At 65.8% G+C, this 26,436-nt stretch carries 15 protein-coding genes and 1 tRNA gene; 5 read left to right on the plus strand and 11 right to left on the minus strand.

Annotated features, from left to right (window positions below):
• Position 1: 1 nt before the first annotated feature.
• The 6 genes from AC1DX5_RS09135 to AC1DX5_RS09160 all read right to left on the minus strand — a co-directional run bounded on the left by AC1DX5_RS09135 (position 2) and on the right by AC1DX5_RS09160 (position 10,025).
• Complete coding sequence (locus AC1DX5_RS09135) at positions 2 to 3,586, minus strand: ABC transporter permease/M1 family aminopeptidase (RefSeq protein WP_478014982.1); 3,585 nt, start codon at positions 3,584 to 3,586, stop codon at positions 2 to 4.
• A gap of 14 nt (positions 3,587 to 3,600) precedes the next feature.
• Positions 3,601 to 4,479 carry an ABC transporter ATP-binding protein gene (locus AC1DX5_RS09140; protein WP_478014984.1) on the minus strand — a complete coding sequence of 293 codons (879 nt, stop codon included), beginning with the start codon at positions 4,477 to 4,479 and terminating at the stop codon, positions 3,601 to 3,603.
• A gap of 796 nt (positions 4,480 to 5,275) precedes the next feature.
• Entirely contained in the window at positions 5,276 to 6,292 is a 1,017-nt protein-coding gene (gene rtcA, locus AC1DX5_RS09145) for an RNA 3'-terminal phosphate cyclase (protein WP_478014986.1), read from the minus strand.
• A 35-nt stretch (positions 6,293 to 6,327) separates the two neighbouring features.
• Positions 6,328 to 7,554, minus strand: coding sequence for an RtcB family protein (locus AC1DX5_RS09150; RefSeq protein ID WP_478014988.1), 1,227 nt, complete (start codon positions 7,552 to 7,554; stop codon positions 6,328 to 6,330).
• Between the two features lie 828 nt (positions 7,555 to 8,382).
• Positions 8,383 to 9,930 carry a vWA domain-containing protein gene (locus AC1DX5_RS09155; protein ID WP_478014990.1) on the minus strand — a complete coding sequence of 516 codons (1,548 nt, stop codon included), beginning with the start codon at positions 9,928 to 9,930 and terminating at the stop codon, positions 8,383 to 8,385.
• Positions 9,931 to 9,947: 17 nt separating this feature from the next.
• A tRNA-Pro gene (locus tag AC1DX5_RS09160) sits at positions 9,948 to 10,025 on the minus strand.
• 262 nt (positions 10,026 to 10,287) lie between these two features.
• On the opposite strand from AC1DX5_RS09160, the gene rtcR reads away from it, so the two are divergent.
• The gene (gene rtcR / locus AC1DX5_RS09165; RefSeq protein WP_478014992.1) at positions 10,288 to 11,880 is read left to right on the plus strand and encodes an RNA repair transcriptional activator RtcR; all 1,593 of its coding nucleotides are present in this window, start codon (positions 10,288 to 10,290) and stop codon (positions 11,878 to 11,880) included.
• Positions 11,881 to 12,357: 477 nt separating this feature from the next.
• On the opposite strand, the gene AC1DX5_RS09170 is transcribed toward rtcR, so the two are convergent.
• Positions 12,358 to 12,879: a hypothetical protein gene (locus tag AC1DX5_RS09170; protein ID WP_478014993.1), complete on the minus strand. Its 522-nt coding sequence runs from the start codon at positions 12,877 to 12,879 to the stop codon at positions 12,358 to 12,360.
• A gap of 25 nt (positions 12,880 to 12,904) precedes the next feature.
• Positions 12,905 to 14,167, minus strand: a complete 1,263-nt coding sequence (locus AC1DX5_RS09175) for a cupin domain-containing protein (protein ID WP_478014995.1) — start codon at positions 14,165 to 14,167, stop codon at positions 12,905 to 12,907.
• A gap of 299 nt (positions 14,168 to 14,466) precedes the next feature.
• Between AC1DX5_RS09175 and AC1DX5_RS09180 the strand changes: the two genes are divergently transcribed.
• On the plus strand, positions 14,467 to 15,870 hold the full coding sequence (locus AC1DX5_RS09180) for an epoxide hydrolase family protein (protein WP_478014996.1): 1,404 nt from the start codon (positions 14,467 to 14,469) through the stop codon (positions 15,868 to 15,870).
• A 2-nt stretch (positions 15,871 to 15,872) separates the two neighbouring features.
• Here the strand turns inward: AC1DX5_RS09180 and AC1DX5_RS09185 are convergent, their stop codons facing one another.
• Entirely contained in the window at positions 15,873 to 16,787 is a 915-nt protein-coding gene (locus AC1DX5_RS09185; protein WP_478014997.1) for a LysR substrate-binding domain-containing protein, read from the minus strand.
• A gap of 132 nt (positions 16,788 to 16,919) precedes the next feature.
• On the opposite strand from AC1DX5_RS09185, the gene AC1DX5_RS09190 reads away from it, so the two are divergent.
• The 3 genes from AC1DX5_RS09190 (at position 16,920) to AC1DX5_RS09200 (ending at position 22,864) form a co-directional block, all read left to right on the plus strand.
• Complete coding sequence (locus AC1DX5_RS09190; protein ID WP_478014999.1) at positions 16,920 to 20,126, plus strand: efflux RND transporter permease subunit; 3,207 nt, start codon at positions 16,920 to 16,922, stop codon at positions 20,124 to 20,126.
• Positions 20,119 to 21,303, plus strand: a complete 1,185-nt coding sequence (locus tag AC1DX5_RS09195) for an efflux RND transporter periplasmic adaptor subunit (protein WP_478015001.1) — start codon at positions 20,119 to 20,121, stop codon at positions 21,301 to 21,303. The genes AC1DX5_RS09190 and AC1DX5_RS09195 overlap by 8 nt, the downstream gene beginning before the upstream one ends.
• A 187-nt stretch (positions 21,304 to 21,490) precedes the next feature.
• On the plus strand, positions 21,491 to 22,864 hold the full coding sequence (locus tag AC1DX5_RS09200; RefSeq protein ID WP_465170593.1) for an efflux transporter outer membrane subunit: 1,374 nt from the start codon (positions 21,491 to 21,493) through the stop codon (positions 22,862 to 22,864).
• Here the strand turns inward: AC1DX5_RS09200 and AC1DX5_RS09205 are convergent.
• Entirely contained in the window at positions 22,858 to 23,937 is a 1,080-nt protein-coding gene (locus tag AC1DX5_RS09205) for an AI-2E family transporter (RefSeq protein WP_478015003.1), read from the minus strand. The two genes, AC1DX5_RS09200 and AC1DX5_RS09205, sit on opposite strands and share 7 nt — an antisense overlap.
• Before the next feature lie 107 nt (positions 23,938 to 24,044).
• A complete protein-coding gene (locus tag AC1DX5_RS09210; protein ID WP_478015005.1) occupies positions 24,045 to 26,036 on the minus strand; it encodes a hypothetical protein in 1,992 nt (663 codons plus the stop codon).
• Between the last annotated feature and the right edge of the window lie 400 nt (positions 26,037 to 26,436).

Consider the following 26,436-nt stretch of genomic DNA (forward strand, 5'->3'; position numbering starts at 1 on the left):
CTCACTCCGTCGTCGCGATGACATTGTCGTCGGAGTTGCGATCGATCCGGACGTTATAGGGATCCGCACCCGCAAAGGCCGGTTTCGTCGCCGTCACCAGCTTGATCGTCTGAGTCCCAGTCCTGAGCGGCAGGCGCTGGAGCAGCAGCACGTCCTTCTTTGCGAAGGCGCCCCGGCCGGGCATCGCGGCGAACAGGCCGAACTCCGCCGTCTCGGCCATCTTCGCCTCGGTCTCCTTGCCCTTGCCGTCGGCGTAGAGCTTGTGCGCCTCGACCGTCAGGGTGGTCTCGAACCGGCCATCGGGCAGCTTCTTCACGACCGCAGCCCTGGTCTTGATGTCGTAGAGCGAGATGCGTTCGAACAGATCGGTGATCAGCGCCTGTTCCTCGGGGCTCGCCCCCTTGCGGAACTCGGCGATCAGGTCGAGCGAGCGCGGATAGGGCGCGCCCTTGAAGCGAAAGCGTTCGAGATAGCGTTTCAGCGCGGCATTGACCCGTGCCTCGCCCAGCGCATCCTTCAGCCGGTACATGACCAGCGAGCCCTTGCGGTAATGGATATATTGCTGGTTCTCGACCCGGTAGAGTGGCAGCTCCTCGATCACTTCGCCGCCGCGGCTGCGCAGATAGCGGTCGAGCTCGAATTTCAGGAAGCGGCGGATCTGGTCGCGGCCGTACAGCTTCTCCATCACCATCAGCGCCGAATATTGTGCCAGGGTCTCGGTCAGCATGGTCGAGCCCTGCATGTCCGCGCCGATCGCCTGATGCGCCCAATATTGATGCGCCAGCTCATGCGCGGTCACATAGGTGACGTAATCGATCTTCTCCGGATCGGAGAGGTCGGCGATGAAGCCGATGCCTTCCGAATAGGGCATCGTGCCGGCGAACGCCTGGGCGAACTGCGCGTAATCCGGGAACTCGATGATGCGCGCCTGGCGGAACTGATAGGGACCGAAATTGGGCTGATAATAATCGAGCCCGTGCGCGAAGGCGGCCAGCATGCGATCGACATTGGCCCCGTGCCTTGCATCGTAATAGACGACGAGATCGACGCCATCATGCATCCGGTGCTTCTCGACATACCGCGCCGACTGGACCGAATAGAAATTCTGGATCGGCGCATCGACGACGAACCGCGCCGTGCGCCGCCCATTGGCTGTCGTGTCGCTGACCTTGTAGCCCGGCGCGATCGGGGTCTGGCCGGCATCGGTGGTGACGGTGATGTCGGTCTTTATCCAGTCCGTGCGGAGCTGGTTGAAGCGCGTCGCGGCCATGTCCTCCAGCTTCGCGGGGCGAAGCTCCGGCGGCAGGCCGTATTTACGGCGCTTGACCCGGTCCTGCAGCATGCCGCTCTGGTCGATGCCGATCGACGGCACGAATTCGAAATTGTTGACGAAGGTGCCGTTCTGCACGACGCGCGTGTCGCTGCCGCTGTTGCGGAAGCCGTGCTGGGTGCGCTCGGTGCGGAAGGTCAGGCTGGTCGTGCCGCCCGGCGCGAGCGGGGCCGCGAGACGATAGATGCGGTACTGGAATTTCGGATAGTCGCGGACGAGCGTCGCCCCCGGAATGGCGAACGACCCGATCCGCGTCACCTGATCGCCCATGCGCACATGCACGTCGCGGATCGGAGCCGTCGTCTTGTTGACGAGGGTGAGCACGCCCCTGGCGGTGAGGCCCGGTTCCTGCGGACGCAGATCGACCGCAACGCGCGCGGCGGTTACCGAAAGCTGGGGCAGCTTCCGATAGGGCAGCAGCGCCTTTTCATAATCGGCCATGAAGGCTTCGTCGGCGACCTGGGTGGTATAGTGATTCCACACATGGGTGTTGATGAAGATATACACCCCGCTGGCGACGAACAGCGCGAGCGCCGCGGCACCGACCAGCCCGGCCGGACCGGCGAGACGGCGCGGCAAACGCTTCAGCCGTGGCCGCAGCCGCGTCTCCGTACCGCGGCGCCACAGGGCATGGGCAAGCACCAGCAGCATCACCGCAAAGGCCGACCAGTAGAGCCGGAGCCACCAGGCGCCGATCCAGAACTTGCCCATGCCGTTCATGTCGGAAAGCGGCACGGGGGGAGATTGGCCGTAATTGTACAGCGCATCGCCAAAGCCGAGATTGCGCAGCGTGACGCGGACGATGATGAAGTAGAACACCATCACGCCCCAGCCGATATATTTGTTCGGGCTGAGCGCCTGGATGAACACGGCGAGCACGGCGATCAGGGTGAAGTTGATCGTGTCGGGCAGCACGTACCAGAGCAGATATTTGCCGAGCTCGAACTCGCCATAGCCGTGAAGCAGCTGCGCCACCACGCCGGCGACGACGCTGACCAGCAGGATCGAGCACATCACCAGGATGACCGCGAGCACCTTGGGCACGACATAGGCCCAGTCCGGGATCGGCGAGGCATCGATGATCTCGTGGATCTTGCGGTCGCGATCGCGCCAGACCAGCTCGCCGGCATAATAGACCGCGATGATCAGCGGGATGATGCCGAACGATCCCTGCAGCAGCCCGATCACCACCCGGGTGACCGGCAGCACGGGCGTGCCGAACAGCTCCCCGAAATCGACCATCGCCCCGGCGGCGTTGAACAGGCCGAGCGCCATCAGCACGAAAAAGGCCGGGCTCTTGAACACCTGGCCGAGCTCGAGCCGGGTACGCGCGCGGAGCTGGGCCAGCGCGGTCGCGCGCCCGAAACCGGGCACGGGCACCGGACCGATCGGGCCGGACGGTGCCGGCGCGTCGCCCTGCAGCTGCAGCTTCAGCGCGCGACGGCTGGCCTTCGAGGCCTTGGTGCCGAAGCGGAAGGTCGCGGTCGCCAGCGCCAGCGCGCCGAGCCCGATCGCGACGATGACCGCGCGGTTCCACAGGAGCATGCCGTCGAGCGGCGGCACCAGCGTGTTGCGGTCGGCCGCCGTCCAATATTTGGTCGCATAGGAGAAGGCGCCGATGCCGAACGGCTCGCCATAAGCGCCCGCCAGTTCATAGGCCGGGTTGCGATCGAGCACGACGCTGGCGATGGTCCACAGGATCAGGAAGGCGATGACGCCGAGATAGGTCGCCATCATCGACCGGGTCGCGGTCGCCAGCGCGAAGAACAGGGCGGAGGTCAGCAGCAGGTTCGGCAGGCCGATCCACAGGAACGGCATGGCATAATAGGAGAAGGCGTTCGGGCCGAGCACTTCGCTGTCGACCCAGGGCATGAAGGTGCCGACCCAGATGCCGGCCAGCACCGCGAGGAAACCGACAGCAGCGGCGACATAGGCCCCGGTATAGCGGCCGAGCAGATAGGCGGTGCGGGTGATCCGCGTCGCCCGCACGATCGGGCCGAAGCCGGTCTCGTCGTCGCGCACCACCACATTGGCGACGAACGCGGTCGAGACGAACATGTAGAAGAGCGACATGATGATCACGACCTGCGCGATCGCGAAGGGCGCGTTCTTGTGGACGTTGCCGCCCGACCCGATCTGGATCTGGTCGATCGTCGTCGCGCCGAACGAGAGCAGGAAGAAGACGACCACTGCGACCCAGAAGACCGGGTTGCGCATCTGGTAGCGAAGCTCGAAGCCGAAGACGCCGCCGAACATGCCGGATACCCCGCTCAGGCCGCGCGACGCGAAGAATCGAGCGTCGAGAAATAGACGTCCTCGAGCCCGCCCGACACCGGATGGAAACCGGCGCCTGGCGCCGCGTCCGCCAGGACGTGGATGATCGTCTTGCCGGCGAACAGCCGGGTCGAGATGACGCGGTGGCGCTGGCGCTGGTCCTCCAGCTCGCTGCGATCGATCGTCTTTTCCCAGATCCGCCCGCGCGTCGCCTCGATCAGGTCGAGCGGCGCGCCCTCGAGCAGGATGCGCCCGTTGGCCAGCACCGCCATGCGCGGGCAGAGATCGGCCACGTCCTCGACGATGTGCGTCGACAGGATCACCACGACATCGTCGCCGATCTCGCCGAGCAGGTTGAGGAAGCGGTTGCGCTCCTCCGGGTCGAGGCCGGCGGTGGGCTCATCGACGATGATCAGCCTCGGCCCGCCGATCAGCGCCTGGGCGATGCCGAAGCGCTGGCGCATGCCGCCCGAGAAACCGGCCAGCGCCTTTTTGCGCACGTCCCAGAGATTGACCTGGTGGAGCAGCCCCTCGACCGTCGTCTTGCGCTCGCCGCGGCCGGCAATGCCCTTCAGCACCGCCATGTGATCGAGCATGTCGTACGCCGAGACGCGCGGATAGACGCCGAAATCCTGCGGGAGATAACCGAGCGTGCGGCGCAGCTTCTCGGGTTCGGCGATGACGTCGAGGCCGTCGAAGCTGATCGAGCCCGAGGTCGGCGTCTGCAGGGTCGCGACGGTGCGCATCAGGGTCGACTTGCCGGCGCCGTTCGGGCCGAGCAGCCCGAACATGCCGGGCGGGATGGTCAGGTCGACGCCGTCGAGCGCGCGCGTGCCATTGCCATAGACATGAGTGAGCTTCTCGATCTTCAGCATGATTCCCTCCGCTTGGGGGAAGGCTAGCAGGTGTGTTGGGCTTGTAAAGCAGCGTTGAAGCGGGTGCGTTCGATCGACGTGACCGCATCTATACTTGAGCGAATTATGCGAGGGTTCCTTGCCCTGGCGGCGCCTCCCCTCGTTGAGCGCTGCGAAAGGCAGATATCGCACAGGGCAACTGACCGGACCATCGAGGTAAAGGATCAGTACATTCATGTATCTCTTCGACTGCCGACAGATCACCACAGGATCGTCTTTGCCGCGGAGGCGAATTATAAGAGGCATCAAGCAGAGGGCGTTTTCGATTCCGGGTGCGGCGTGAACGTCGACTTCATACGCATTACGCGGCCGGCTCGCCAAGGATAGCGGCGGTTCGCCGTGAGATCCATCGTGCCGGCGTTGGGAAATAATATTGGCAAGTAATGAATTTCGCGACCCCTATGTTTTTGACTAGGGATCATCTTCCCGCCCGCCGGCGCTCCGGCCCGGCACAGGCCCCCATCGCGACAGGGACTGGACCGGGAAGCGAGAACGTTGAATCGACGGGGGAGGCGCGGCCAGGTGGCAGCGCCCCCCCCCGACGAGCTCAGGGCGAACGGGACTGGTGTCCTGTAACTGAAGGTCGTTCGATAATATTGACCTCCGTCATGCTGAACTCGTTTCAGCATCCAACGCTCAACAAGCGGCGGCATCGGTTGTTTGCACCTTGGATGCTGAAACGAGTTCAGCATGACGGCAGGTTTGGACGGACTTCCGGTCGAGGCGCTGGTGAGAATCACACCAGCTCGAAATCGCCCTAGCTCCGCCGCACCAGATGGCTGCCACCAGGCTGCTGTTCGAACACCCAGTGCTGGCCGGTGAACAGCCGGATCACCTCCGCCGCGGTGCGGGCATGCTGGCTCGGCTTGACCGTCGTGAAGCTGCCACCACCCGCCAGCGCGAAGGGCAACAGCAACTGGTCGGCCAGATAGGGGCCCGCAAAGGCATCCGACGCCAGGAATCCCGCCATGCGGTGCGCCGCTGTCCTGGCCAGCGACTCCGCCGAGACGCCCAGCTTGCCGAAGCCCGTGACGACTTCCGTGACGTTGTCGAACGCCGCCTCCAGCAGCAGCGCGTTGCCGGGCCCTTGCTCGGCGGGCAGCTGCCGCACCGAGAATGCCTCCTCCGGCCAGTCCGGCAGAAGCTTGCGCGCCGTCCCGATCTCGCGTTCGGCGATGTCGAACGGAAGGCCGGCGAACAGCGCCGTGGCGGAAACGGCGGTCAGCCCGCCGCGATCGCTGCACTCCACCGCCGTCAGCTTGCCGGGCGTCACGTCGATGTCGATCCGCCCGCCACCGCGCGGGAAAAAGCCGTGCCGGGTCAGCCGCGCGGAGACGTGCGGCCCCATGCGGTTGATGACAGGCAGGAACGCGCGCTCGATGAACTCGAAGGGCGGCGCCATCATGTTGTGCGTGCCGCCCTCCAGCACGATCCGGGACGGCGCGTCCGCAAGCAGCAGCGGCATCAGGATGGTCTGGAGCACCAGGCCGGTGCTGCCCGCCGTGCCGACCGCGAAGCGATAGTCGCCGGGCACGACCCGCCCGGGCGTGAAGCTCAGCTCGGACGATCCGACCGACACGCCTTCACACACCGCGCCGCCGATGGTCAGCGCTGCCTCGACCGCGGTCACATGCTGGCGCATCAGGCCGGGCTTCTCGCGACGCCCACGAATATTGGTGATGCGGAACGGCTGGCCGGTGACCAGCGACAGGGCGAGCGCATTGCGCACCACCTGTCCTCCGCCCTCGCCTTCCGATCCATCGATGATGATCATGCTATTTCTCGTATGGGGCGGTGTGCGGCAGGGGACTAGCCCTTGACGCACACCACCTGCTTCAGCGTGTGGACGATCTCGACCAGGTCCGCCTGCGCGGCCATCACGGCCTCGATCGGCTTATACGCCCTGGGCGTCTCGTCGATGACGCCTTCATCCTTGCGGCACGCGACGCCCGCGGTGTCCGCGATATGCTCGTCGAGCGTCACCAGCTTCTTGGCGGCGGTCCGGCTCATCACCCGACCGGCGCCGTGCGAGCAGCTGTCGAACGATTCCGGGTTGCCCAGCCCGCGCACGATGAACGACTTGGCGCCCATCGATCCCGGGATGATGCCCATCACGCCCTTTGCCGCACGCACCGCCCCCTTCCGCGTGACCAGCACGTTCTCACCGAAGTGATTCTCGCGCTGGACGTAGTTGTGGTGGCAGTTCACCGCTTCCATCTCCGCCTCGAACGGCTTGGCGATCTGGCCCCGCAGCGCGCGCATGACATTGGTCATCATCATGCGCCGGTTGAGCGCGGCGAAGTCCTGCGCCCAGCCGACCGCCTCGACATACTCGTCGAAATGGTCAGTCCCTTCCGGGAAATAGGCGAGATCCTGGTCAGGCAGGTTGATGTGCCATTTGCGCATGTCCTGCTTGGCCAGCTCGATGAAGAAGGTGCCGATCGCGTTGCCGACGCCGCGCGACCCCGAATGCAGCATGACCCACACCCGCTGCTCCTCGTCGAGACACAGCTCGATGAAGTGGTTGCCGGTGCCGAGCGTGCCGAGATGCACCAGGTTGTTGGTGTTCTTCAGCCGCGGATGCTTCTCGGTGAGCCGATCGAAGCGCTGGACGAGCGTCGCCCAGGCCTCGACGATCGCCGGCGGCGGATCGCCCCATGAGCCAGTGTCGCGCTTGCTGCGTCCCACGGCGCGGCCGTGCGGCACCGCCTGCTCGATCGCCGAGCGGATCGCCTCCAGATTGTCCGGAAGGTCGCTTGCGACCAGCGAGGTGCGCGCCGCCATCATGCCGCAGCCGATGTCGACGCCGACCGCCGCCGGAATCACCGCGCCCCTGGTCGGGATCACCGACCCCACGGTCGCGCCGATGCCGATATGGACATCGGGCATCACCGCGACATGCCGGAACACGAACGGCATTTGCGCCGCGCGCGCGAGCTGCGCCCGCGCGCCGTCCTCGACCGGCACGCCGCGCGTCCACATCTTGATCGGTACGCCGCCTTCGACGTGCTGGTAGTCATATGTCGTCTCGGTCATCGCGACCTCCCTTGGTTCGATCATGGTGTCGGCGACGAGGCATGGCGAGACATTTCCCTGAGCTATCCGGTTGCCCGGAGGCGGAGTTGAACCGCCGACCTCCTGCCTTCCGGCAGGTGCTCTGACCTGTAGTCCCGCCGGCATTCGCCGACTGAATTTCGGTGCCGGCGACAAGGTTAGGCGGGACATCCCGGAATTGCTTCCGGGGCGGATTCGAACCGCTCGGCCTTTCGGCCTTTACCGATGTAGCCCCGCCGGTATTCGCCAGCTTTTCAATGGTTTCGGCGACGAGAAGTGCGAAGGACAGCCCCCGGAGGGACATCGTTTGAGGATGTAGTCCTTGCGCGGCATTCGCCGGATTTTAGCGTTCGTGGCGACCAGGTGTTTGACGGACTTCCCCGCTCTACCAACTGAGCTACGGGCCCATGAAAGACCCGGCGGGACTCGAACCCGCGACCTGGCGATTAGAAGTCGATGTAGTCCGTCAGGCATTCGCCATGTTGATCTCGTCCACGGCGACGAGGATTGGGAAAGACCGCCCCCGAGGGGACCGGTGCTCTATCCAGACTGAGCTACCGCTCTTTCGAGCGGGCGGGATTCGAACCCGCGACACCCGCAGTCATAGTGTAGTCCTTCCCGGCATTCGCCGTGATGTTTAATCGGCCGTGGCGACAAGAGTGACGAGAACGTCCTTAAGCTACCGCTGCAACGGGGGGACTCGAACCCCATCTCCCGTTCGGCATCGCTGCTTCCCGGGCGCTCTACTCTGGACTTTCGGGTTTCCCCTTGGCGCAATGTAATCCCGTCGGCATTCGCCACGGCTTGTTCCTATACCTCCACTTGCTTGATGATCCCGACCCAGTCGCGCGTCTCGCCGGAGACGAAGCGCGCGATCGTGTCGAATACGGCGTCGGAGAATCCCCCGACGTTGAGGATGTCCGCCCGGCTTTTCGCCTGCGTGGTCCCGTATGGCTGGATGTCGATGCAGACGAGCCTCGCGGCCGGATTCCGGCGCTTCAGCTTGTTCCACTCCGCCATCGTCGCCGTCGAGCCGCGCCGGCCGGCATCGACCCACGACTCGTTGTCGGAGACGATGACGACCAGATCGACGGTCGCGCGTTCGGCGTTCAGCATCGCCAGCGGCGCCGAGACATTCGTCCCGCCCCCGCCGACCGCCGCCAGCTTCGCCGCGTTCACGGCCACGCGGGCATTGGCATCGAGCTTCAGCTTCACGACCTTCTGTTCGAACGGCAGCACGCGGGCGTCCCGGTTGGTCCGTAACACCGCCGCCGCGACCAACGCCGCGACGTCGATGCACCGCACCTTCGACGAGGCGCCCTTGCGGTAACCCGTCGCCGGCGACCCCATCGACCCCGACACGTCGGGACAGACGACCACGCTGCCCGGCACCAGCGGTACCCGCACGAGCGATTGCTCGAGCGCATCCTCCAGTGCCGCCCGGACCTTGAGCGGCACGCCCTCGCCGACCTGGCCCAATGCCACCATCAGCTGATAGGGCATCGGCCGGACCTTCGCGATCGCGTCCGGGTCAGCGAGCCGCGCGGCAACCGCGTCGGTGACCCCTGCCACGCCGAACGCGCCATTGCGCGCAAGCGTGTTGAGGTTCATCCGCAGCGCCTGCCACCCGATCCGCGTCGCCAGCTCCGCCCAATTCTCCGCAGTAAGCGGAAAAGCGGTCAGCCATTCGAACGGCACCGGGGGCAGCGGAAGCGTGGCGTCCGCCTTCCAGGCCTCGAACGCAGCGATCTCGGCAGGCAAAGCGGCAACGTCATAGGGACGCCCGATCAACCAGCCATAGAACGCCTTGCGCGCGGCATCGGCCGGCTTGGGGTGAACCATCCGCACGACGTCCGCCAGCGACGGATCCTTGCCCGTCGCCGCCGCCATCAACTGCGGCATCGTTGCCTGCTCCAGCCAGCGCTGAACCAGCCGCTTGGGCCGCGACCCAAGCGACGTCCGCCCGACTTGCCCCGACCGCATGATCTGCACGAAGTTGCGCAGCATCCGCCCGTTGTCGATCACGCGATTGAACACCGCGACCGACAGATCGGGATCGGCGACCGTGAGATAGGCTGCCAGCAAGGCCGGCATGTCCTTCATGGCCCCCGACTTGCGAGCGTAGATCGCGGCCTGTGCCACGAAATAGGGATCGACCGCCCTGGCGGCATCGAGCACCTCGGCCAGCTGCGTCTCCGCCGCTCCGTAAAAATTGTCCGCCAGCGTTCCGGTCGCGGCAAGCTGCGCGAGCTTTTCCCGGGGCCCATAGGCATAGGCCGACGCTCCTTCGCGGTTCACCGTGTCCGTGCGCGGCAAGAGCTTCGCCACCGCCGAAGCAAAAAGTCCCTTGTTGGCCATCGTCCAACTCCTCTTACTGGTCAGGGCGGCAGGATTTGAACCTGCGACCCCCGGCGCCCAAGGCCGGTGCTCTGCGCGGCCTGAGCTACGCCCTGTGAAAATCCTTCGGGGCGGCCGGCCCATTCCGGCCGCCCCTGCTCTGCTCCGCTACCAAGGAGGCCGAAATATCGCCTCGCTCGATGCCGGATACAGAGCAGTTCGCGTGCCAGTTCGGCCGAGACGGGGCCGATAATTTCATAATTGCCTGATAATGAATGATATTATTCAAGAAGATCGCCACATCCGGGCGCGACAGCCGCTGCGGCGCTTATCCACTTTCTTATCGCTACAGATAGGAATTTATCCTATGGGATAAGAATGAAGCCGCTCACCGTCATCGGATTCCTGGGCTCGACGCTCGACGCCGCCAAGTTCGGGCCGTCGCGCTGGAATAAATGGCGGCCGAGCGTGGGCCTGACCATGCACGAAGACCTGCGGGTCGATCGCTTCATCCTGTTGCACGGCAGCCCCCATCGCCGGCTCGCGGACTATGTCGTCGAGGACATTGCCGCGGTCTCGCCCGAGACCACGGTCGAAATGCGCCTGCTCGACTTCAAGGACCCGTGGGATTTCGAGGAAGTGTACGGCAAGCTGCTCGACTTCGCCCGCGCGGAGCCGTTCGATCCCGACACCGAGGAGTATCTGGTCCATATCACCACGGGCACCCATGTCGCGCAGATCTGCCTCTTCCTGCTGACCGAGGCGCGGTATCTGCCCGGCCGCCTGCTCCAGACCCAGCCCGAGCGCGGGTCGCTCAACCCGGCCGGGATCTGGAACACGATCGACTTGGACCTGTCGCGCTACGACAGCATCGCCACGCGGTTCGCGGTGGCCAGCGCCGAAAGCACCTCGTTCCTCAAATCGGGCATCGACACCCGCAATGCCGCCTTCAACCGCATGATCGACGAGATCGAGCGCGTCGCGTTGCGCTCGAAGGCGCCGATCCTGCTGATGGGCCCGACCGGCGCCGGCAAGAGCCTGCTCGCGCGCCGCATCTATGAACTCAAGAAGCTGAAACACCAGGTCGCCGGGCCGTTCGTCGAAGTGAATTGCGCGACCTTGAAGGGCGACGGCGCGATGTCGGCGCTGTTCGGCCACCGCAAGGGTGCGTTCACCGGCGCGGTCGCTGACCGCCCCGGCCTGTTGCGCGCCGCCGACAAGGGCATGTTGTTCCTCGACGAGATCGGCGAGCTCGGGCTGGACGAGCAGGCGATGATCCTGCGCGCGATCGAGGACAAGCGCTTCCTGCCGGTAGGCGCGGACAAGGAAGCGGCATCCGAATTCCAGCTGATCGCCGGCACCAACCGCGATCTCGGCGACGCGGTGGCGGCCGGCGGCTTTCGCGACGATCTCTACGCAAGGCTCAACCTGTGGACCTTCACGCTGCCCGGCCTTGCCGACCGGCGCGAGGATATCGAGCCCAATCTCGACTATGAACTCGATCGCTTCGCCGAGCGCGAGGGGGATCGCGCCAGCTTCAACAAGGAAGCCCGCCAGCGTTATCTGGCCTTCGCCACCGGCGCGGATGCGCGCTGGCCCGGCAATTTTCGCGACCTTGCCGCCAGCGTGACGCGCATGGCGACGCTCTCGCCGAAGGGGCGGATCGATCTGGACTGCGTCGAAGCTGAAATCATCCGGCTCAAGCGCCTGTGGTCGGGCCAGACCGACGACGGGCTGGGTGTGCTCGCCCAGCTGCTCGATGCCGAAGCGCTTGCCGACATCGACCCGTTCGACCGCGTTCAGCTCGCCGAGACCATTCGCGTCTGCCGCACCAGCCGATCGCTGTCCGAAGCCGGCCGCACCCTTTTTGCCGCGTCGCGCACCCGGCGGAGCAGCGCCAATGACGCCGACCGGCTGCGCAAATATCTGAGCCGGTTCGGGCTGGACTGGGCCGCCGTTTCACACGCTTAGAGCGAGATGACTTCAGGTCGATCCGGTCCCTGCCGTTCGTCTCGAGTAGCTATCGAGTAGCGCCGCAGGAGCGTAGCGAGATGGCGTATCGAGAGACAGGTGTCGCCCGGAACAGTGCCTCGATACGAGCCCTCGATACGCGCCTGCGGCGCTACTCGGTCTCACTCGGCACGAACGGGTAAAGGTAAAGTCATCAGACTCTAGGGAGGCGAGCGTTAAATCTGATCCGTTCGTCCTGAGTAGGGATCGAGGTGCCGAAGGCGTATCGAGAGCCCGTATCGAAGGACAGGTTGTCGCGCGGAACCTGTCCTTCGATACGCCCTCTCGATACGCCGCTGCGCGGCACCTCGATGGCTACTCAGGACGAACGGGTGGTAGTGGCTCTGATTTAATGCAAGCTACTCTAGGCCGCGTCGCCTCGATGGCCGACGATATCGGCAGCCAACGCGGCGATGAGATGAACACGCGCCGAAGGGGTCAGCCAGGCGGCGCGATCATCAGGAAAGAGAGATCATCGCCCGCGTCGCTCAGATTCCAGTCGTCCTGAAACAGCGTGGGCATCCGCGCGGCGGTGCGCGACTGGAGGCGATCGCGCAATGCTATCGGATAATCGGCGTCCTCCCGGCCAAGCGTTTCCAGATAGTCCGTTATCGTCGAGGCGAGCGGCGGCAGGACGACGTTCAGCTCCTTGTCGGTATTTTCCAGGAACCTGATCGAAAAATCCTCCGGCAGGGCCAGGGTCGATCCGAGATCGTACAAGGCGCCGGCCGGATCGGCCACGACCTTGTGCCTGAAAGCCTCGTCCTTCATCGCCTCGCGGGCGAGCAATCCGATGACCTTCTCATGATATCGACCATCCTGATATTCCAGGCTCGCCAGCCATTCGCTGAACACCAGTTCGGCGTCGTTGGGCAGGTCGTCGCCCGCGATAGGGCCCTTGGCTCTGCCGGACTGATGTGATGGGCCGGGCTGCTGATATGGGGTTGTGTCGCTGGTCATGGCACTTCCTCCTTGGACGTCCGGGTTAGCGGGTAGGGATGATGTGCAGCAGGCCTTCGCCGATCAGACGCCGAATCAAATCAAGCTTGTCTGCCATCGCCAGCGTACCCGGCAAATCCTTTACAGCAAACGCGCGATTCTCGGCAATAAACTGGAGCAATGGCATCAGAAAATCGGGACCGGACACGAAGTTTCCGGTGAAATCGATAATGGCCGCATCTTCGGTACGACGGACTCGGCAATGGACGCCCGGGACGCGGACCAGGACGGATTCAGCGGCAAGATTTTGGGCCGCGTCGATGGACGCGAAATGCCCGATCGGCGTGGCCTTGCCCGGCCGAAGCCTTCGCGCCTCCAGCCGCTGCCCGACACGCGCCAGGAACCCGTCGTCCTGCAGCTGGCGGACCAGCTCGCCTGCAAAGGCGCGCGGGCTGGCACCGTCCACCGGCCGATCGGAAAAGCCGGGGGGAAGGGCATGACGATATGCGACGTCCGAATGCGCCATTTCCTGGAGCGCATCATACATGAAGTCGATCCATCGATATGGCTCCAGCCCCACCGTATAGTGAAGCGAGGACGTTGCGGTGGCCTTGGCGAAGTGCGGAAATCCGCGCGGCAGGTACAGCAGATCGCCGGGCCGCATCGTGATCTTGCGATATCTGTCCAGCCGATGATGGCATGGCGGCTTCATGGACGGCAGCGGCAGCGCGTCGTCGGGCTCGGCATAATACCAGTCCTTGGTGCCATGGACCTGGAGGATGAAAACGTCGTGCGTGTCGATATGGGGCTGGAAACCCTGCGATCCGCGCGGCGTCAGATAGAGATTGACCCCGATCGGATGGTGGAGATCCTCCTCCAGGCGGCCGCAGAGCCGGGCAAGCGAAGCCGATCGGCGGTGCAGATGATTGACCGACAATGAGCAGCCATGTTGATAGTCCCGGTACATCGCCTGGATATCCGGCAATCCGTTTTCGAGCATGCGGGGCGGCCGAACCGAAAGCTCTCCCTTTTCATCGGTCCTGATGATGCGCACATCTTCCGTCATGCCCGGGGAGCGCGACGCGGTCGCGGTGATCAGTTCATCGACCTCGTTCAGGCCCGGCAGGCAGGCATAATGGCCGGGACTGGAGCGGCTGACGAACAGCGGCGCGCGCTCCCAATGGTCCGCCACGAATGTCGCGGGCGAAACCGGGTCGAGCAGCCACGCCAGGGAGATCGCGCTCGACACACCCGTTTTTGCTGTCGCGGGCCAGCGATGAGCAGCGGTCGGGTCCGTCAACTCTACCACGAGATACTTCCTCGTCACACGGCTCGGAGCCTGGCTGCCGACAGGCCGATCCTCGCGGCGGCCCGAGCGGGTGTCAATGCATCGGGATTCCAGATGGCCGCGTCCAGGCCAGCGTCCACCGCAACCGGGCACGACATGCCGACCGGACAACGTCCGGTGCGATCGATCCGATTTGACCGACTCGGCCGGCGTCAGGCACGATACCCGCACGGGCGGGGACCGTAGCGCGTGCGCTGTCACCTGGGTCCTATTCGAAGCGAACGCATCATTCCTGCCCGCCCTGAACGGGGAGAATGATCATGGGCTTGTTATGGAGTTCGATCGGTCGGCGCCAGCTCCTGGCATCGACCATGGTAGGTGCGTTCGGCGCGATATTGTCCGGTAGCGCGCATGCCGAAACCACCGCGCCAGCCTCTGCCGGGCATGCCGATGCGCAGGCCCCGGCGCCGGGCGCCGCTCAGGCGGAGATGGCCGCCTCGGCCAGCTTCGTCATCGGTGCCGCCACGGCAACCAGCGAAGCGGCCGGCGACGCGTCGATCCGTCCCTTTCACTATCGCGCGCCGGACGAAGCGCTGGCCGATCTTCGCCGCCGTCTCGCCGCCACCAAATGGCCCGAGCGCGAGACGGTGAGCGATACGACGCAGGGCGTGACCCTGGCGACGATGCAGAAGGTCGCCGATTACTGGCAGCATCATCACGACTGGCGCCGCGCCGAGGCGCAGCTCAACGCCTATCCCGCCTTCATCACCGCGATCGACGGGCTGGACATCCACTTCATCCATGTGAAGTCGAAGCATCCCGGTGCGCTGCCGGTCATCATCACTCATGGCTGGCCCGGGTCGATCATCGAGCAGCTCAAGGTCATCGGCCCGCTGACTGACCCGACCGCCCATGGCGGCACCGCCGCGGATGCGTTCGACGTCGTGATCCCGTCGCTTCCGGGCTATGGCTTTTCCGGCAAGCCGGCCGCGACCGGCTGGGACCCGCAACGCGTCGCGCGGGCCTGGGGCGTGCTGATGACCCGCCTTGGCTATACCCGTTATGTCGCCCAGGGCGGCGACTGGGGCAATGCCGTCACCGAGCAGATGGCGCTGCAGAAGCCGGCCGGGCTGGTCGGGATTCACACCAACATGCCGGCGACGGTGCCCGACAGCATCTCCGCGCTGCTGCCCGGCGGTCCCGAACCGGCCGGCCTGTCGGCGGACGAGAAATATGCGTGGGACCAGCTGGTCGATTTCTACGCGCACGGCCTGGGTTACGCGCAGGAAATGGCGGGACGGCCGCAGACGCTCTACGCGCTCGCGGATTCGCCGGTCGGCCTCGCCGCGTGGATGCTCGATCACGACATCAGAAGCTACAAGCTGATCGCCCGCGTGTTCGACGGCGCGCGCGAAGGGCTGACGCGCGACGATATCCTCGACAATATCACACTATACTGGCTGACCAACACCGCAGTGTCTTCGGCGCGGCTCTATTGGGAAAGCAAGCTGGCGTTTTTCGCGCCCAAGGGCATCGAGCTGCCGACCGGGGTGAGCGCCTTTGCCGAGGAGATCTACCAGGCCCCGGAAAGCTGGACGCGCAAGGCCTATCCCAACCTCGTCTTCTACAGGCGCCACGCCAGGGGGACTCACTTCGCCGCGTGGGAACAGCCCCAGGCCTTCACTGAAGACCTGCGCGCCACCTTCCGCTCGCTACGCAACTGACGTCATGGCGCGGGGCGGTCCGACGGCTGCCCCGCGTCTTCCAGCACCGCCAGGAACTGCCGCGCGGCGAGCCCTTCGGCATCCTTCGCGCTGAGAATCCATAGCGACGAGATCGCCTTCTTGCCCCTGAGCGCGCGATAGGCGAGGCCCGCCGGCTGCAGCGCGCAGAGCGATTCAGCGAGCACCGCGACGCCGAGGCCGGCGACGACCAGGCCGAACATGGTCGAAATCTCCCGCACGTCCTGCGCCACCAGCGGGTCGACGCCTTCCGCATGAAGCATTTCGAGGAAATTCGTCGCGAAGCTGCCCTTCTGGTCGCGCGCGTAGAAGATCATCGGCTCGCCGTGCAGATCGCGGAACGACAGGCTGGTCTTGCGGGCGAGACGATGGTCCGACCGCATGGCGATGAACAGCCGCTCCTCCAGCACATGCGTGGCGACGATGCCGGGTGGCACCACCGGCGGCGTCGGGCTGCGCAGGAAGCTGATGTCGATATCGCCGGCCGCCAGTGCCGCGACATGCGCGCCGGGGGACAGCTCCAACAGCTCGATCCGCACGTCGGGATAAAGCTGGCGGAACGCGAAGATCGCGCGGGCGACGGCGGGCACGAAGGGCGCGGACGGATTGAAGCCGATGGCGAGCTTGCCGAAATCGCCGCGCGCGGCGCGCTTCGCGACGTCGATAGCATGCTCGGCCTGGGCCAGCGTCGCCCGCGCCTGGTCGAGAAAGACGCGGCCCGCCTCGGTCAGCGCGACCTTGCGGCTGCTGCGTTCGAACAGGCGCACGCCGAGCAGGTCCTCGAGCGCGCGGATCTGCTGGCTGAGTGGCGGCTGCGACACGCCGAGCTGCGCCGCCGCCCGGCCGAAGTGCAGCGCATCGGCGACGGCAACGAAATAACGCAGGTGGCGAAGCTCCATAATCGATATGTCCCACGTCTTGATCCGGGGTCAAATCATATTGGACGCACGTGCAGCAAAGGCCCATTCGGCGCCGGAAGACTCAGTTGTTGCGCCTCCCCAGGCCCGGAGATCCGCCATGATCGGACCCAAATGATCGGAATCGTCAAGGTCGCGCTGACGCGGCCGCTGACCTTCATCGTCATGGCGATCCTGATCGCGATCGTCGGCATACTCTCGGCCGCGCGTACCCCGGTCGACATCTTCCCCGAGATCAAGGTGCCGGTGATCGCGGCGGCGTGGAATTATGCCGGCCTGTCGCCCGACGACATGTCGGGCCGGATCATCACGCCCTATGAGCGCATCCTGACCACCACGGTCAACGACATCGACCATATCGAGAGCCAGTCGATGCCCGGCATCGGCATCGTGAAGATCTATTTCCAGCCCGGCGTCGATATCCGCACCGCAACCGCGCAGGTGACCTCGGTGTCGCAATCGGTGCTGCGCCAGCTGCCCCCCGGCACCACGCCGCCGCTGATCCTGAATTACAATGCCTCGACCGTGCCGATCCTGCAGCTCGCCCTGTCGGGCAAGGGCCTGTCCGAAGGGCGCATGTTCGATCTCGCGCAGAACAGCATCCGCCCCGGCCTCGTCACGGTACCGGGCGCCGCCATCCCCTATCCCTCGGGCGGACGATCGCGCCAGATCCAGATCGACATGGATCCGCAGGCGCTGCAGTCCAAGGGACTGTCGGCGCAGGACGTGACCAACGCCATCGCCGCGCAGAACCAGATCAACCCGGCCGGCTTCGTGAAGATCGGCGGCTATCAATATACCGTGCGCCTCAACAACGCGCCGGGATCGATCGAGGAGCTGAACGCGCTGCCGGTCAAGGTGGTCGATGGCGGCACCATCTATATGCGCGACATCGCGCATGTGCGCGACGGCACCGCGCCGCAGACCAATGTCGTGCATGTCGACGGATCGCGATCCGTGCTGATGACGATCCTGAAGAACGGCGCGACCTCCACGCTGGCGATCGTCCAGGGGATCAAGGACGCGCTGCCGAATATCCAGACGACCTTGCCCGACACGCTGAAGATCGTGCCGATCGGCGACCAGTCGCTGTTCGTGAAGGCAGCGATCAACGGCGTGGTCAGGGAAGGCGCGATCGCGGCGGCGCTGACCAGCCTGATGATCCTGCTGTTCCTGGGGTCGTGGCGCTCGACGGTGATCATCGCGATCTCGATCCCGCTCGCCATCCTGGCCGCGCTGATCGCGCTGGCGGCGACCGGGCAGACGCTCAACATCATGACGCTCGGCGGGCTCAGCCTGGCGGTGGGCATCCTGGTCGACGATGCGACGGTGACGATCGAGAACATCAACTGGCACATGGAGCAGGGCAAGGGCGTGGTCCCCTCGATCCTCGACGGCGCGGCGCAGATCGTGACGCCGGCGTTCGTCTCGCTGCTGTGCATCTGCATCGTGTTCGTGCCGATGTTCTTCCTGCCGGGCATCGCCGGCTTCCTGTTCGTGCCGCTGGCGCTTGCCGTGGTGTTCGCGATGATCGCGTCGTTCATCCTGTCGCGCACGCTGGTGCCGACCATGGCGATGTTCCTGCTGAAGCCGCATGCGCCGGGGCATATCCATGAAGCGGGCAGCCCAACCTCGCGCAACCCGCTGGTGCGGTTCCAGCGCGGGTTCGAGGCGCGGTTCGAGCGGATCCGCGCCGGCTATGGCAGCCTGCTCGAGCGGGCGCTGGGCGCCGGCCGGCGGTTCGTGATCGGCTTCCTTGCGATCGTCCTGCTGTCGTTCCTGCTGGTGCCGTTCCTGGGGCAGAATTTCTTCCCCTCGGTCGATGCCGGGCAGATAACCCTGCATGTCCGCGCGCCCGTGGGATCGCGCATCGAACAGACCTCGGCCGAATTCGACCGCATCCAGCGCCGCATCCGTCAGATCATCCCGGCGGACCAGCTGGTCTCGATCGTCGACAATATCGGCCTGGCGTTCAGCAGCATCAACCTGGTCTACAACAATTCGGGCACGATCGGGCCGCAGGACGGCGACATCCTGATCCAGCTGTCGAAGGACCATGCCCCGACCGAAGGCTATGTCTGCAAGCTGCGCGAGGAATTGCCGCGCGCCTTCCCGGGCACGACCTTCTCCTTCCTGCCCGCCGACATCACCAGCCAGATCCTGAACTTCGGCGCGCCGGCGCCGATCGACGTGCAGATCACCGGCGGGCGCAACCAGGCCGCCAATTACGCTTATGCCCGCAACATCCTGCGCAGGCTGCAAACGATCCCCGGCCTGGCCGATGCGCGCATCCAGCAAAGCGCGCGCTATCCCGAGATGCGCGTCGCGGTCGATCGCAGCCGGATCAGCCAGTTCGGCCTGACCGAACGCGACGTGACCAACGGCCTGGCCGGGGCGCTCGCCGGATCGGGCCAGACCTCGCCGGTCTTTTACCTCAACCCGGAAAACGGCGTGTCCTATTCAGTCGTCGCGCAGACGCCGGAATATCGCGTCGGCTCGCTCAGCGAATTGCAGAACATCCCGATCACCGGTGCCGGCCATGCCGGGTCCCAGGTGCTGGGCGGCATCGCCACCGTGTCGCGCGGCAATGCCGCCGCGATCGTCTCCCATTACAATATCGCCCCCGCGATCGACATCTTCGCGACGCCCAGCGGACGCGATCTCGGCGCGGTGGCGGGCGACATCAACCATGTGCTGAAGCAGATGAAGGACCAGGCGCCGAAGGGCGTGACGGTCACCCTGCGTGGCCAGTACCAGACGATGAACACGGCCTTTTCCGGCCTGTTCTTCGGCCTGATCGGCGCGATCCTGCTGATCTATCTGCTGATCGTGGTGAACTTCCAGAGCTGGCTCGACCCGTTCGTGATCATCACCGCGCTGCCGGGCGCGATCGCCGGCATCATCTGGATGCTGTTCATCACCGGCACGACATTGTCGGTGCCGGCGCTGACCGGCGCGATCATGTGCATGGGCGTGGCGACGGCCAACTCTATCCTGGTGGTCAGCTTCGCGCGCGAAAGGCTGGCGGAACATGGCGAGGCGATGAAGGCCGCGCTCGAGGCCGGCATGACGCGGTTCCGCCCGGTGCTGATGACCGCGCTCGCCATGATCATCGGCATGCTGCCGATGGCGCTGGGCCTGGGCGAAGGCGGCGAGCAGAATGCGCCGCTCGGCCGCGCGGTGATCGGCGGGCTGATCGTCGCGACGATCGCGACGCTGATGTTCGTGCCGGTGATCTTCAGCATTGCGCACCGCCGCGATGCGGAAAAGAAAAGCAGGCGCGCCGCCACGGGCGCCGCGCTGGAGGAAGTGCATGCCTGACGTCGCTACCGATACGCCCGATACGCGACCCAAAAGCCATTTGCGGACCTATGCGATCGTCGCGGTGGTGGTCGCGCTGCTGGTCGTCGCGTTCGGCATTGTCAGCCGGATGCGCGCCGAGAGCAGCCTGACGACCTGGACCGAGGCGCAATCCACCCCCGTCGTCACGATCATCCGGCCCACACCTGCGGAAAAGGCCGATGCGCTGACCCTGCCCGGCAGCGTCCAGGCCTATAACAGCGCCGCCATCTATGCCCGGACGACGGGCTATATCAGCCGCTGGTTCGTCGATATCGGCGACCCGGTCCGCGCCGGGCAGGTGCTCGCGGTGCTCGACGCGCCCGAAGTCGACCAGCAGGTCGCCGCCGCCCGCGCCGATCTCCAGACCGCCCAGGCCAATCGCGCGCTTGCCCAGTCGACCGCCGCGCGCTGGAACAATCTTCTCTCGAAGGACGCGGTGTCGAAGCAGGAAACCGACGAGAAGATCGGCGATCTCGCCGCCAAGACCGCCATCGCCAATGCGGCGAGCGCGAATGTCCGCAGGCTCGGCGCGCTGCAGGGCTTCACGCGGCTGGTCGCGCCCTTTTCCGGCGTGGTGACCAGCCGGTCGACTCAGATCGGCGCGCTCGTCACCGCGGGCACGGCCGCGTCGACGCCGTTGTTCACCGTCGCCGATATCGGGCGGATGCGCGTCTATGTGCGCGTGCCCCAGCCTTATTCGGGCGCCTTCCATCCGGGCCTGCACGCGTCGCTGAACGTGCCGGAATATCCGGGACGCGATTTCGACATCCAGATGGTGCGCAGCGCCGGCGCGGTCGACCCGCAATCAGGCACGGTGCTGATGGAATTCCAGGCGGCGAATGGCGACCGCGCGCTGAAGCCGGGCGCCTATGCCCAGGTCAAGCTGCCGCTTGGTGCGGGCAGCCCGGGCGCAGGCGTCCGCCTGCCGCCGAGCGCGCTGATCATCGGGGCGGACGGCACTCAGGTCGCGGTGCTGGGGCCGGACGGCAAGGCGTTGCTGAAGACGATCACGATCGGCCGCGACAATGGCGACAATGTCGAGATCAGCGCGGGTCTGAACGCCAATGACCGGGTGATCGACAATCCGCCGGACTCGCTCCAGTCGGGCGACGCGGTGCGGACGGCCAAGCCGGGGGTTAGCCGTGCGGCGAGTTGAGGTGGGCTTTCTTCTACGCCCCTCCCCTTCAGGCGCACCGGGTCGGCCATGCCCCCGGCATGGCCTGAAGAGCGCGGGGCGCTCTTCACCCGGTGCGGGGTTTGGGGTGGGGCAGTGCAACATGGACCAGCGTCGGCGTGTACGGGACTGCCCCACCCCAACCCCTCCCCTGAAGGGGAGGGGCTTTTTGGCCGCGTTGCTCGCCACGACTCTCACCGCCTGTTCGCTCGCCCCACCTGAGGCCCTCCCCCCCAGCCCCGCCGCGGCCGCGTACAAGGAACTCGGCCCGTGGCAGCCCATCGCCACCACACCACCCGAACCCGGCAAATGGTGGACCCTGTTCGCCGACCCTACCCTCAACGATCTCGAAGCCCGCATCGAAGCGGCCAACCCGGATCTCGCCGCCGCCGTTGCCCGCTATGACCAGGCCCGCGCCGCCCTGCGCGAAACAGGCGCGCAAGCGCTGCCCAGCGTGGATGTCGGCGCGGACGCGGAGCGCTCGCGCATTTCCGCCGGACGGCCGTTCGGATCGGGCTCGGCGGCGACCGATACGGATCTGCGCGTCGGCGCGTCGCTTGCCTATGAGATCGACCTGTTCGGGCGGGTGCGCAATTCGATCAGGGCCAGTGCCGCCGACGCCCGCGCCAGTGCGCAGGATCTCGCCGCCGTCCGGCTCGGTCTGCAAGCATCGCTCGCCGACAATTATGTCCGGATGCGCGGGCTCGATGCGCGAATCACCCTGCTGGAGCAGACGGTCGCCGCGTTCCAGCGCGCCTATGACCTGACCGATACGCGCCATGCCGGCGGCATCGCGTCGGGCATCGACGTCAGCCGCGCTTCCTCGATCCTGTCGAGCGCCCGGGCCGAATTGTCGTCAGTCGCGGCCGATCGCGCCGCACTGGAACATGCCGTCGCGATCCTGGTCGGCGAGTCCCCGTCCAGCTTCTCGCTGGCCGTGGCCAGGATGCCGCTCGCGCCGCCGGTGATTCCGGTCGGCGTGCCCTCCGACCTGCTCCAGCGCCGCCCGGACGTGATCGCTTCGGCCGAGCGTATCGCCGCCGCCAATGCCCGGATCGGAGTGGCACGCGCCGCGCTGTATCCATCGCTTACGCTGGGCGGATCGGGCGGATTCGAGGCCGGGAACAGCGGAATCTTCAGCGCCCCCAATGGTTTCTGGGCGCTGGGTCCACTCTCCGCGGCGCTGTCGATCTTCGACGGCGGCGCCCGCCGCGCCCGGGTGACGATCAGCCGCGCGCACTATGACGAGGCGGCCGCCAGCTATCGCTCGACCGTGCTGACCGCTTTTCGCGAAGTGGAGGACGACCTGGCGCGCGCCCGCTATCTCGCCATGCAGGAGGCGGACCAGCAGGCAGCAACGACGGCGGCCGAGCGCACCCGCGACCTGGCGCTGATCCGCTACCGCGACGGCGCATCGGATTATCTGGAAGTGGTGACCGCCCAGACCGCGGCGCTCGACGCGCAACGGTCGCTGCTCGACGTGCGCACCAACCGGCTGCAGATCGCGGTGGCGACGGTGCAGGCAGTCGGCGGGGTTTACTGAGTCGCGGGAATTTCCTCGGCCTGTCCCGGCGCCTCCAGGAACTCGCGCCACAACATCACCAGCACCGCCATCGTCGCAGGGCCGATGAACAGGCCAAGCAATCCCAGGGTCTCGACGCCACCGAGAATACCGATCAGCACCCACAAAAAGGGCAGCCGCGTCGCGCCGCCGATCAGCACGGGGCGGATGAAGTGATCGGCGATGCCGACCACGACCAGACCGATGACCATCACCGCGACCGCGCCGCCGACCGAGCCGAGACCGATCAGCAAGGCGCCGGCGATCGCGAAGACCAATGCCGCGCCGAACGGGATCATCGCCGCCACCGCCGTCACTGCGCCGAGTAGCAGGGGATGCGGCACGCCGAGTACGATATAAACGATCGTCATCACCGCGCCCTCACCGATGCCGACCAGGACGAGGCCATCGATCGTCCCGCGGATCGAGCGCAGCGCCTGTTCGCCGACGCGCTCCCCGGTGGGCCCGAACAGCCGGTCTCCGGCGCGGCGCATCTGCGCGATGATCGCGTCGCGGTCGCGCAGCAGGAAGAACAAGGTCAGCAGGGTGAAGCCGAAAATCACCAGCCGATGCAGCACATTGGTGCCGATCAGGCTCGTGTCGGCGACGGCGCGCAGCTGATGGAATTGATGGATTGCACCCTCGGGCGTGGCGAGGTTCGTCTGCCACCAATTGGCCAGCATCTCGCGGCCGACCGGCACCTTCGCCACCCATGCCGGCAAGGGCAGGCCGTTCGTCTGCGCCTGGGTCATCCAGACCGAGACATCATGCGCCTCGCGCGCGGCCTGGGCGATGCCCGCCGCGACGGGCACGAGCACGAGCAACGCGACCAGCAGCGTGATCGCCGCCGCGATCCAGGTGCGGCCCGCCGGCCCCGGCCATCGCGCGCGCAGCCACAGCTGCAGCGGATCGATCGCCACCGCGATCACCACCGCCCAGGCCAGCGACGGCAGAAACGTCCAGGCGATCCACAGCCCGAGAAGCACGAGCAGGCCCGCGAGCGTCAGCCTGGCGATAAGGGTGGCGCGGGGCGCGGTGGTCTCGGATTGGTCCATCGCAGCAGTTTAGCGCACTCCCACCCTTCCGTCTCGTTCGACGAGGCGGAAGGGTGAGGTGGCGACCCTCGCCGCGATCAAGCCGGGCGCGATCAAGCCGGGCGCGATCAGACCGGGCGGGGCCTGACCGTGCCGCGGCCGATGCAGAAGGTCTTCGAGGTCGGCCAGTTCGGATCGTCGTTCAATCCGTTGGTCAGCCGCCGCCGCGTCGTCAGCGTCACCGTGTAGGAACAGGTCGGCCAGGTTGAAATGTCCTCATGATGCGTGCCGGCGCCGCCACGGGCAGTGGAAGGCGGCGGTGGAGGGTTGGTCAGCGACACGCCCGGCGCCGCGGTCGACAGCCCGATGCTCCAGGCAGCGATCAGCTCATGATCGACGCTATATTCGATATCGAGCGCCGAGCTCAGCGGGGAACAGGGTGTGCCGCCGCTGGTGTGGAACTGCAGCAGGTCGAGCAGCGCGACCTGGCTCCAGTTGTTGATCCTCACCTTGCCGATCTGGTTGCTATAGTCCGGCGCCGCGCCGCCATTGACCAGAGCGATGGTGCTGACACGCGTCGCCTGGAAGATGATCGCGCAATCGACGCCGTTCTTCTGGTCTCCGGCGGGCACCGCCGTTCCGGCCGCGACGCCGGTCGGTGCCGCGCCGTTGGGCAGGATCGCCGCACCCGAATTGAACCCCATCAGATACCCGCTGAACGCATCGTCCAGCGCGCCCTGATCGACCAGCACCCAGCCGTCCGCATCCGGCACGATGAAATGATCGGGCGGGCTGGGATCCGCGTTCGGCGTCGGCGGCGTCGGCGTCGGGTTGGTCCCGCGCAGGCGCACGGTCTGCAGCGTGTTGGGGTTGCCGTTCCAGAAGGTGTAGCGCGTGCCGACCAGTACCTCGGCGACGAAACCGGGCCCGATCGGGATCGGCTGTGCCGCGCCCGCCGGCTGGAACAGGAAGCGGTACGCCATATTCTCGGCCGGGTGAGCAGGGTCCTTTTTCGGGCAGAAGCCGCGCAGGCTGAGCCCGCCGAAAAAGCCGAAATCGGGCCCTCCATGGCCGCCGCGCGGACCTACCGTCCGGCCGGTCGCCGGGCTGATATCGCCGGTGATGCTGAAATCGCCGATATGCGTGAACCACGGATGATAATCGATGTTGACGCACACCAGCCTGCAGAAACGGCTGCAGCGCCAGCCGCAGATCCAGTGGCACAGCTGAAGGGCGAAGCGCTCGAACTTGTACTGCTTGATCAACGCCGCCCAGGCGTCGACATTGCCGCTACCGACCGCCGCGCTGAAGCGCATGAGGTCCGTCGGGTTCTGCGCGAGCTTGACGATGGCGGCGGCGAATTCATGGGCTTCCTTGATCTGCGCCGGCCCCTCGATCGCCGCGAACGGATAAGCGCGCGCCAGGGTCAGGCAGACCAGGACACAGCGCCAGGAACAGAAGAATTCGCATACGAAGTGGCAACGCAGGCCGAGCTGCGCGCCGGTGATCGCCGCGCCGAGCTTCGCCGCGTCCCCGGCCGTCGATGCGATGACGGCGGCGCGAAAGGCCTTCTCGTCCTTGACCAGCACGGCGATGGCGCGCGCCGCCGACTGTAGCTCGACCCAGAGCACTGGCCGCTCGATCTTGCCGACATGACAGATCCAGCGGCACACCAGCCGGTATCGGATCACGCACAGCCAGTGGCAGAACAGATGCGCATAGGGCTCGATCTCGAGCAGCTTCAGTATCTCGGCAAAGCCCGCTCTGTCGCGCCTGGCCAGCACCTCGGCGACGCGCCGCACCAGCTTCTCATCCTCGCCGAGCCGGACGATCGCCCTGGCCAGGACACGCGGATCGAGCGCGGTTGCCGGTGCCGGCGGGCCTGCAAGCTCCAGGCACAGGAAGACGCATTCCTTGGTGCGGATCCAGTGGCAGATCCTGTGGCAATGGATCTGCAACTGCGCGCGGTCGAGCACGGACTGGAACTTCTTCGCGTCCTCGGCGCGAAACGCGGCATAGGCCGAATCGAAGGCGCCCCGCGCCTGCAGCAGATTGGCGATCGCGTCGGATTGTCCGAGCAGATCGCCCAATATCTCGATATCTTGAATATGGTCAGCCATGATCTTCTCCTCAGGATGGTGCCCCCCGAGTGAGTCTGCGACCCTGCGGATATTTGTATCGATACCGAATCGACTAATCGATTCGTCCCTCGCCGCTCAAATACTGCCGGCTTTGAAAACGTGTATTGGCTGGAAGCGACATTTCCGGCTTACTTACTAACATGGATATTCTGACGATTCAGGCGTTTACATTGTCACAACAGCGATTCTTGCGAAGCAGAGGGAAACTACTGCCATATCGGCTGCACTTCCCGGGAAGATCGCTCGGCTGAAGCTGGCGATGCTGTTCGACGGACAACGCCGACAGGGCGCCGCCGGCGGCAGGCGCGCGCTATGGAGCCAGAATCACGAGCTGGAATGCGGTAATGCCGTCCGCACCTGCAAGGGCCCCGATTTCAGA

Source organism: Sphingomonas sp. P2_B6, from assembly GCF_056404755.1.

What these genes read in the sequence shown, in the direction of transcription:
- AC1DX5_RS09205 (WP_478015003.1), bottom strand. Translation starts at nt 23,937, where the DNA reads ATGGACCAATCCGAGACCACCGCGCCCCGCGCCACCCTTATCGCCAGG.
- AC1DX5_RS09155 (WP_478014990.1), bottom strand. Translation starts at nt 9,930, where the DNA reads ATGGCCAACAAGGGACTTTTTGCTTCGGCGGTGGCGAAGCTCTTGCCG.
- AC1DX5_RS09195 (WP_478015001.1), top strand. Translation starts at nt 20,119, where the DNA reads ATGCCTGACGTCGCTACCGATACGCCCGATACGCGACCCAAAAGCCAT.
- AC1DX5_RS09170 (WP_478014993.1), bottom strand. Translation starts at nt 12,879, where the DNA reads ATGACCAGCGACACAACCCCATATCAGCAGCCCGGCCCATCACATCAG.
- AC1DX5_RS09180 (WP_478014996.1), top strand. Translation starts at nt 14,467, where the DNA reads ATGGGCTTGTTATGGAGTTCGATCGGTCGGCGCCAGCTCCTGGCATCG.
- AC1DX5_RS09140 (WP_478014984.1), bottom strand. Translation starts at nt 4,479, where the DNA reads ATGCTGAAGATCGAGAAGCTCACTCATGTCTATGGCAATGGCACGCGC.
- rtcA (WP_478014986.1), bottom strand. Translation starts at nt 6,292, where the DNA reads ATGATCATCATCGATGGATCGGAAGGCGAGGGCGGAGGACAGGTGGTG.
- AC1DX5_RS09210 (WP_478015005.1), bottom strand. Translation starts at nt 26,036, where the DNA reads ATGGCTGACCATATTCAAGATATCGAGATATTGGGCGATCTGCTCGGA.
- AC1DX5_RS09150 (WP_478014988.1), bottom strand. Translation starts at nt 7,554, where the DNA reads ATGACCGAGACGACATATGACTACCAGCACGTCGAAGGCGGCGTACCG.
- rtcR (WP_478014992.1), top strand. Translation starts at nt 10,288, where the DNA reads ATGAAGCCGCTCACCGTCATCGGATTCCTGGGCTCGACGCTCGACGCC.
- AC1DX5_RS09185 (WP_478014997.1), bottom strand. Translation starts at nt 16,787, where the DNA reads ATGGAGCTTCGCCACCTGCGTTATTTCGTTGCCGTCGCCGATGCGCTG.
- AC1DX5_RS09135 (WP_478014982.1), bottom strand. Translation starts at nt 3,586, where the DNA reads ATGTTCGGCGGCGTCTTCGGCTTCGAGCTTCGCTACCAGATGCGCAAC.
- AC1DX5_RS09190 (WP_478014999.1), top strand. Translation starts at nt 16,920, where the DNA reads ATGATCGGAATCGTCAAGGTCGCGCTGACGCGGCCGCTGACCTTCATC.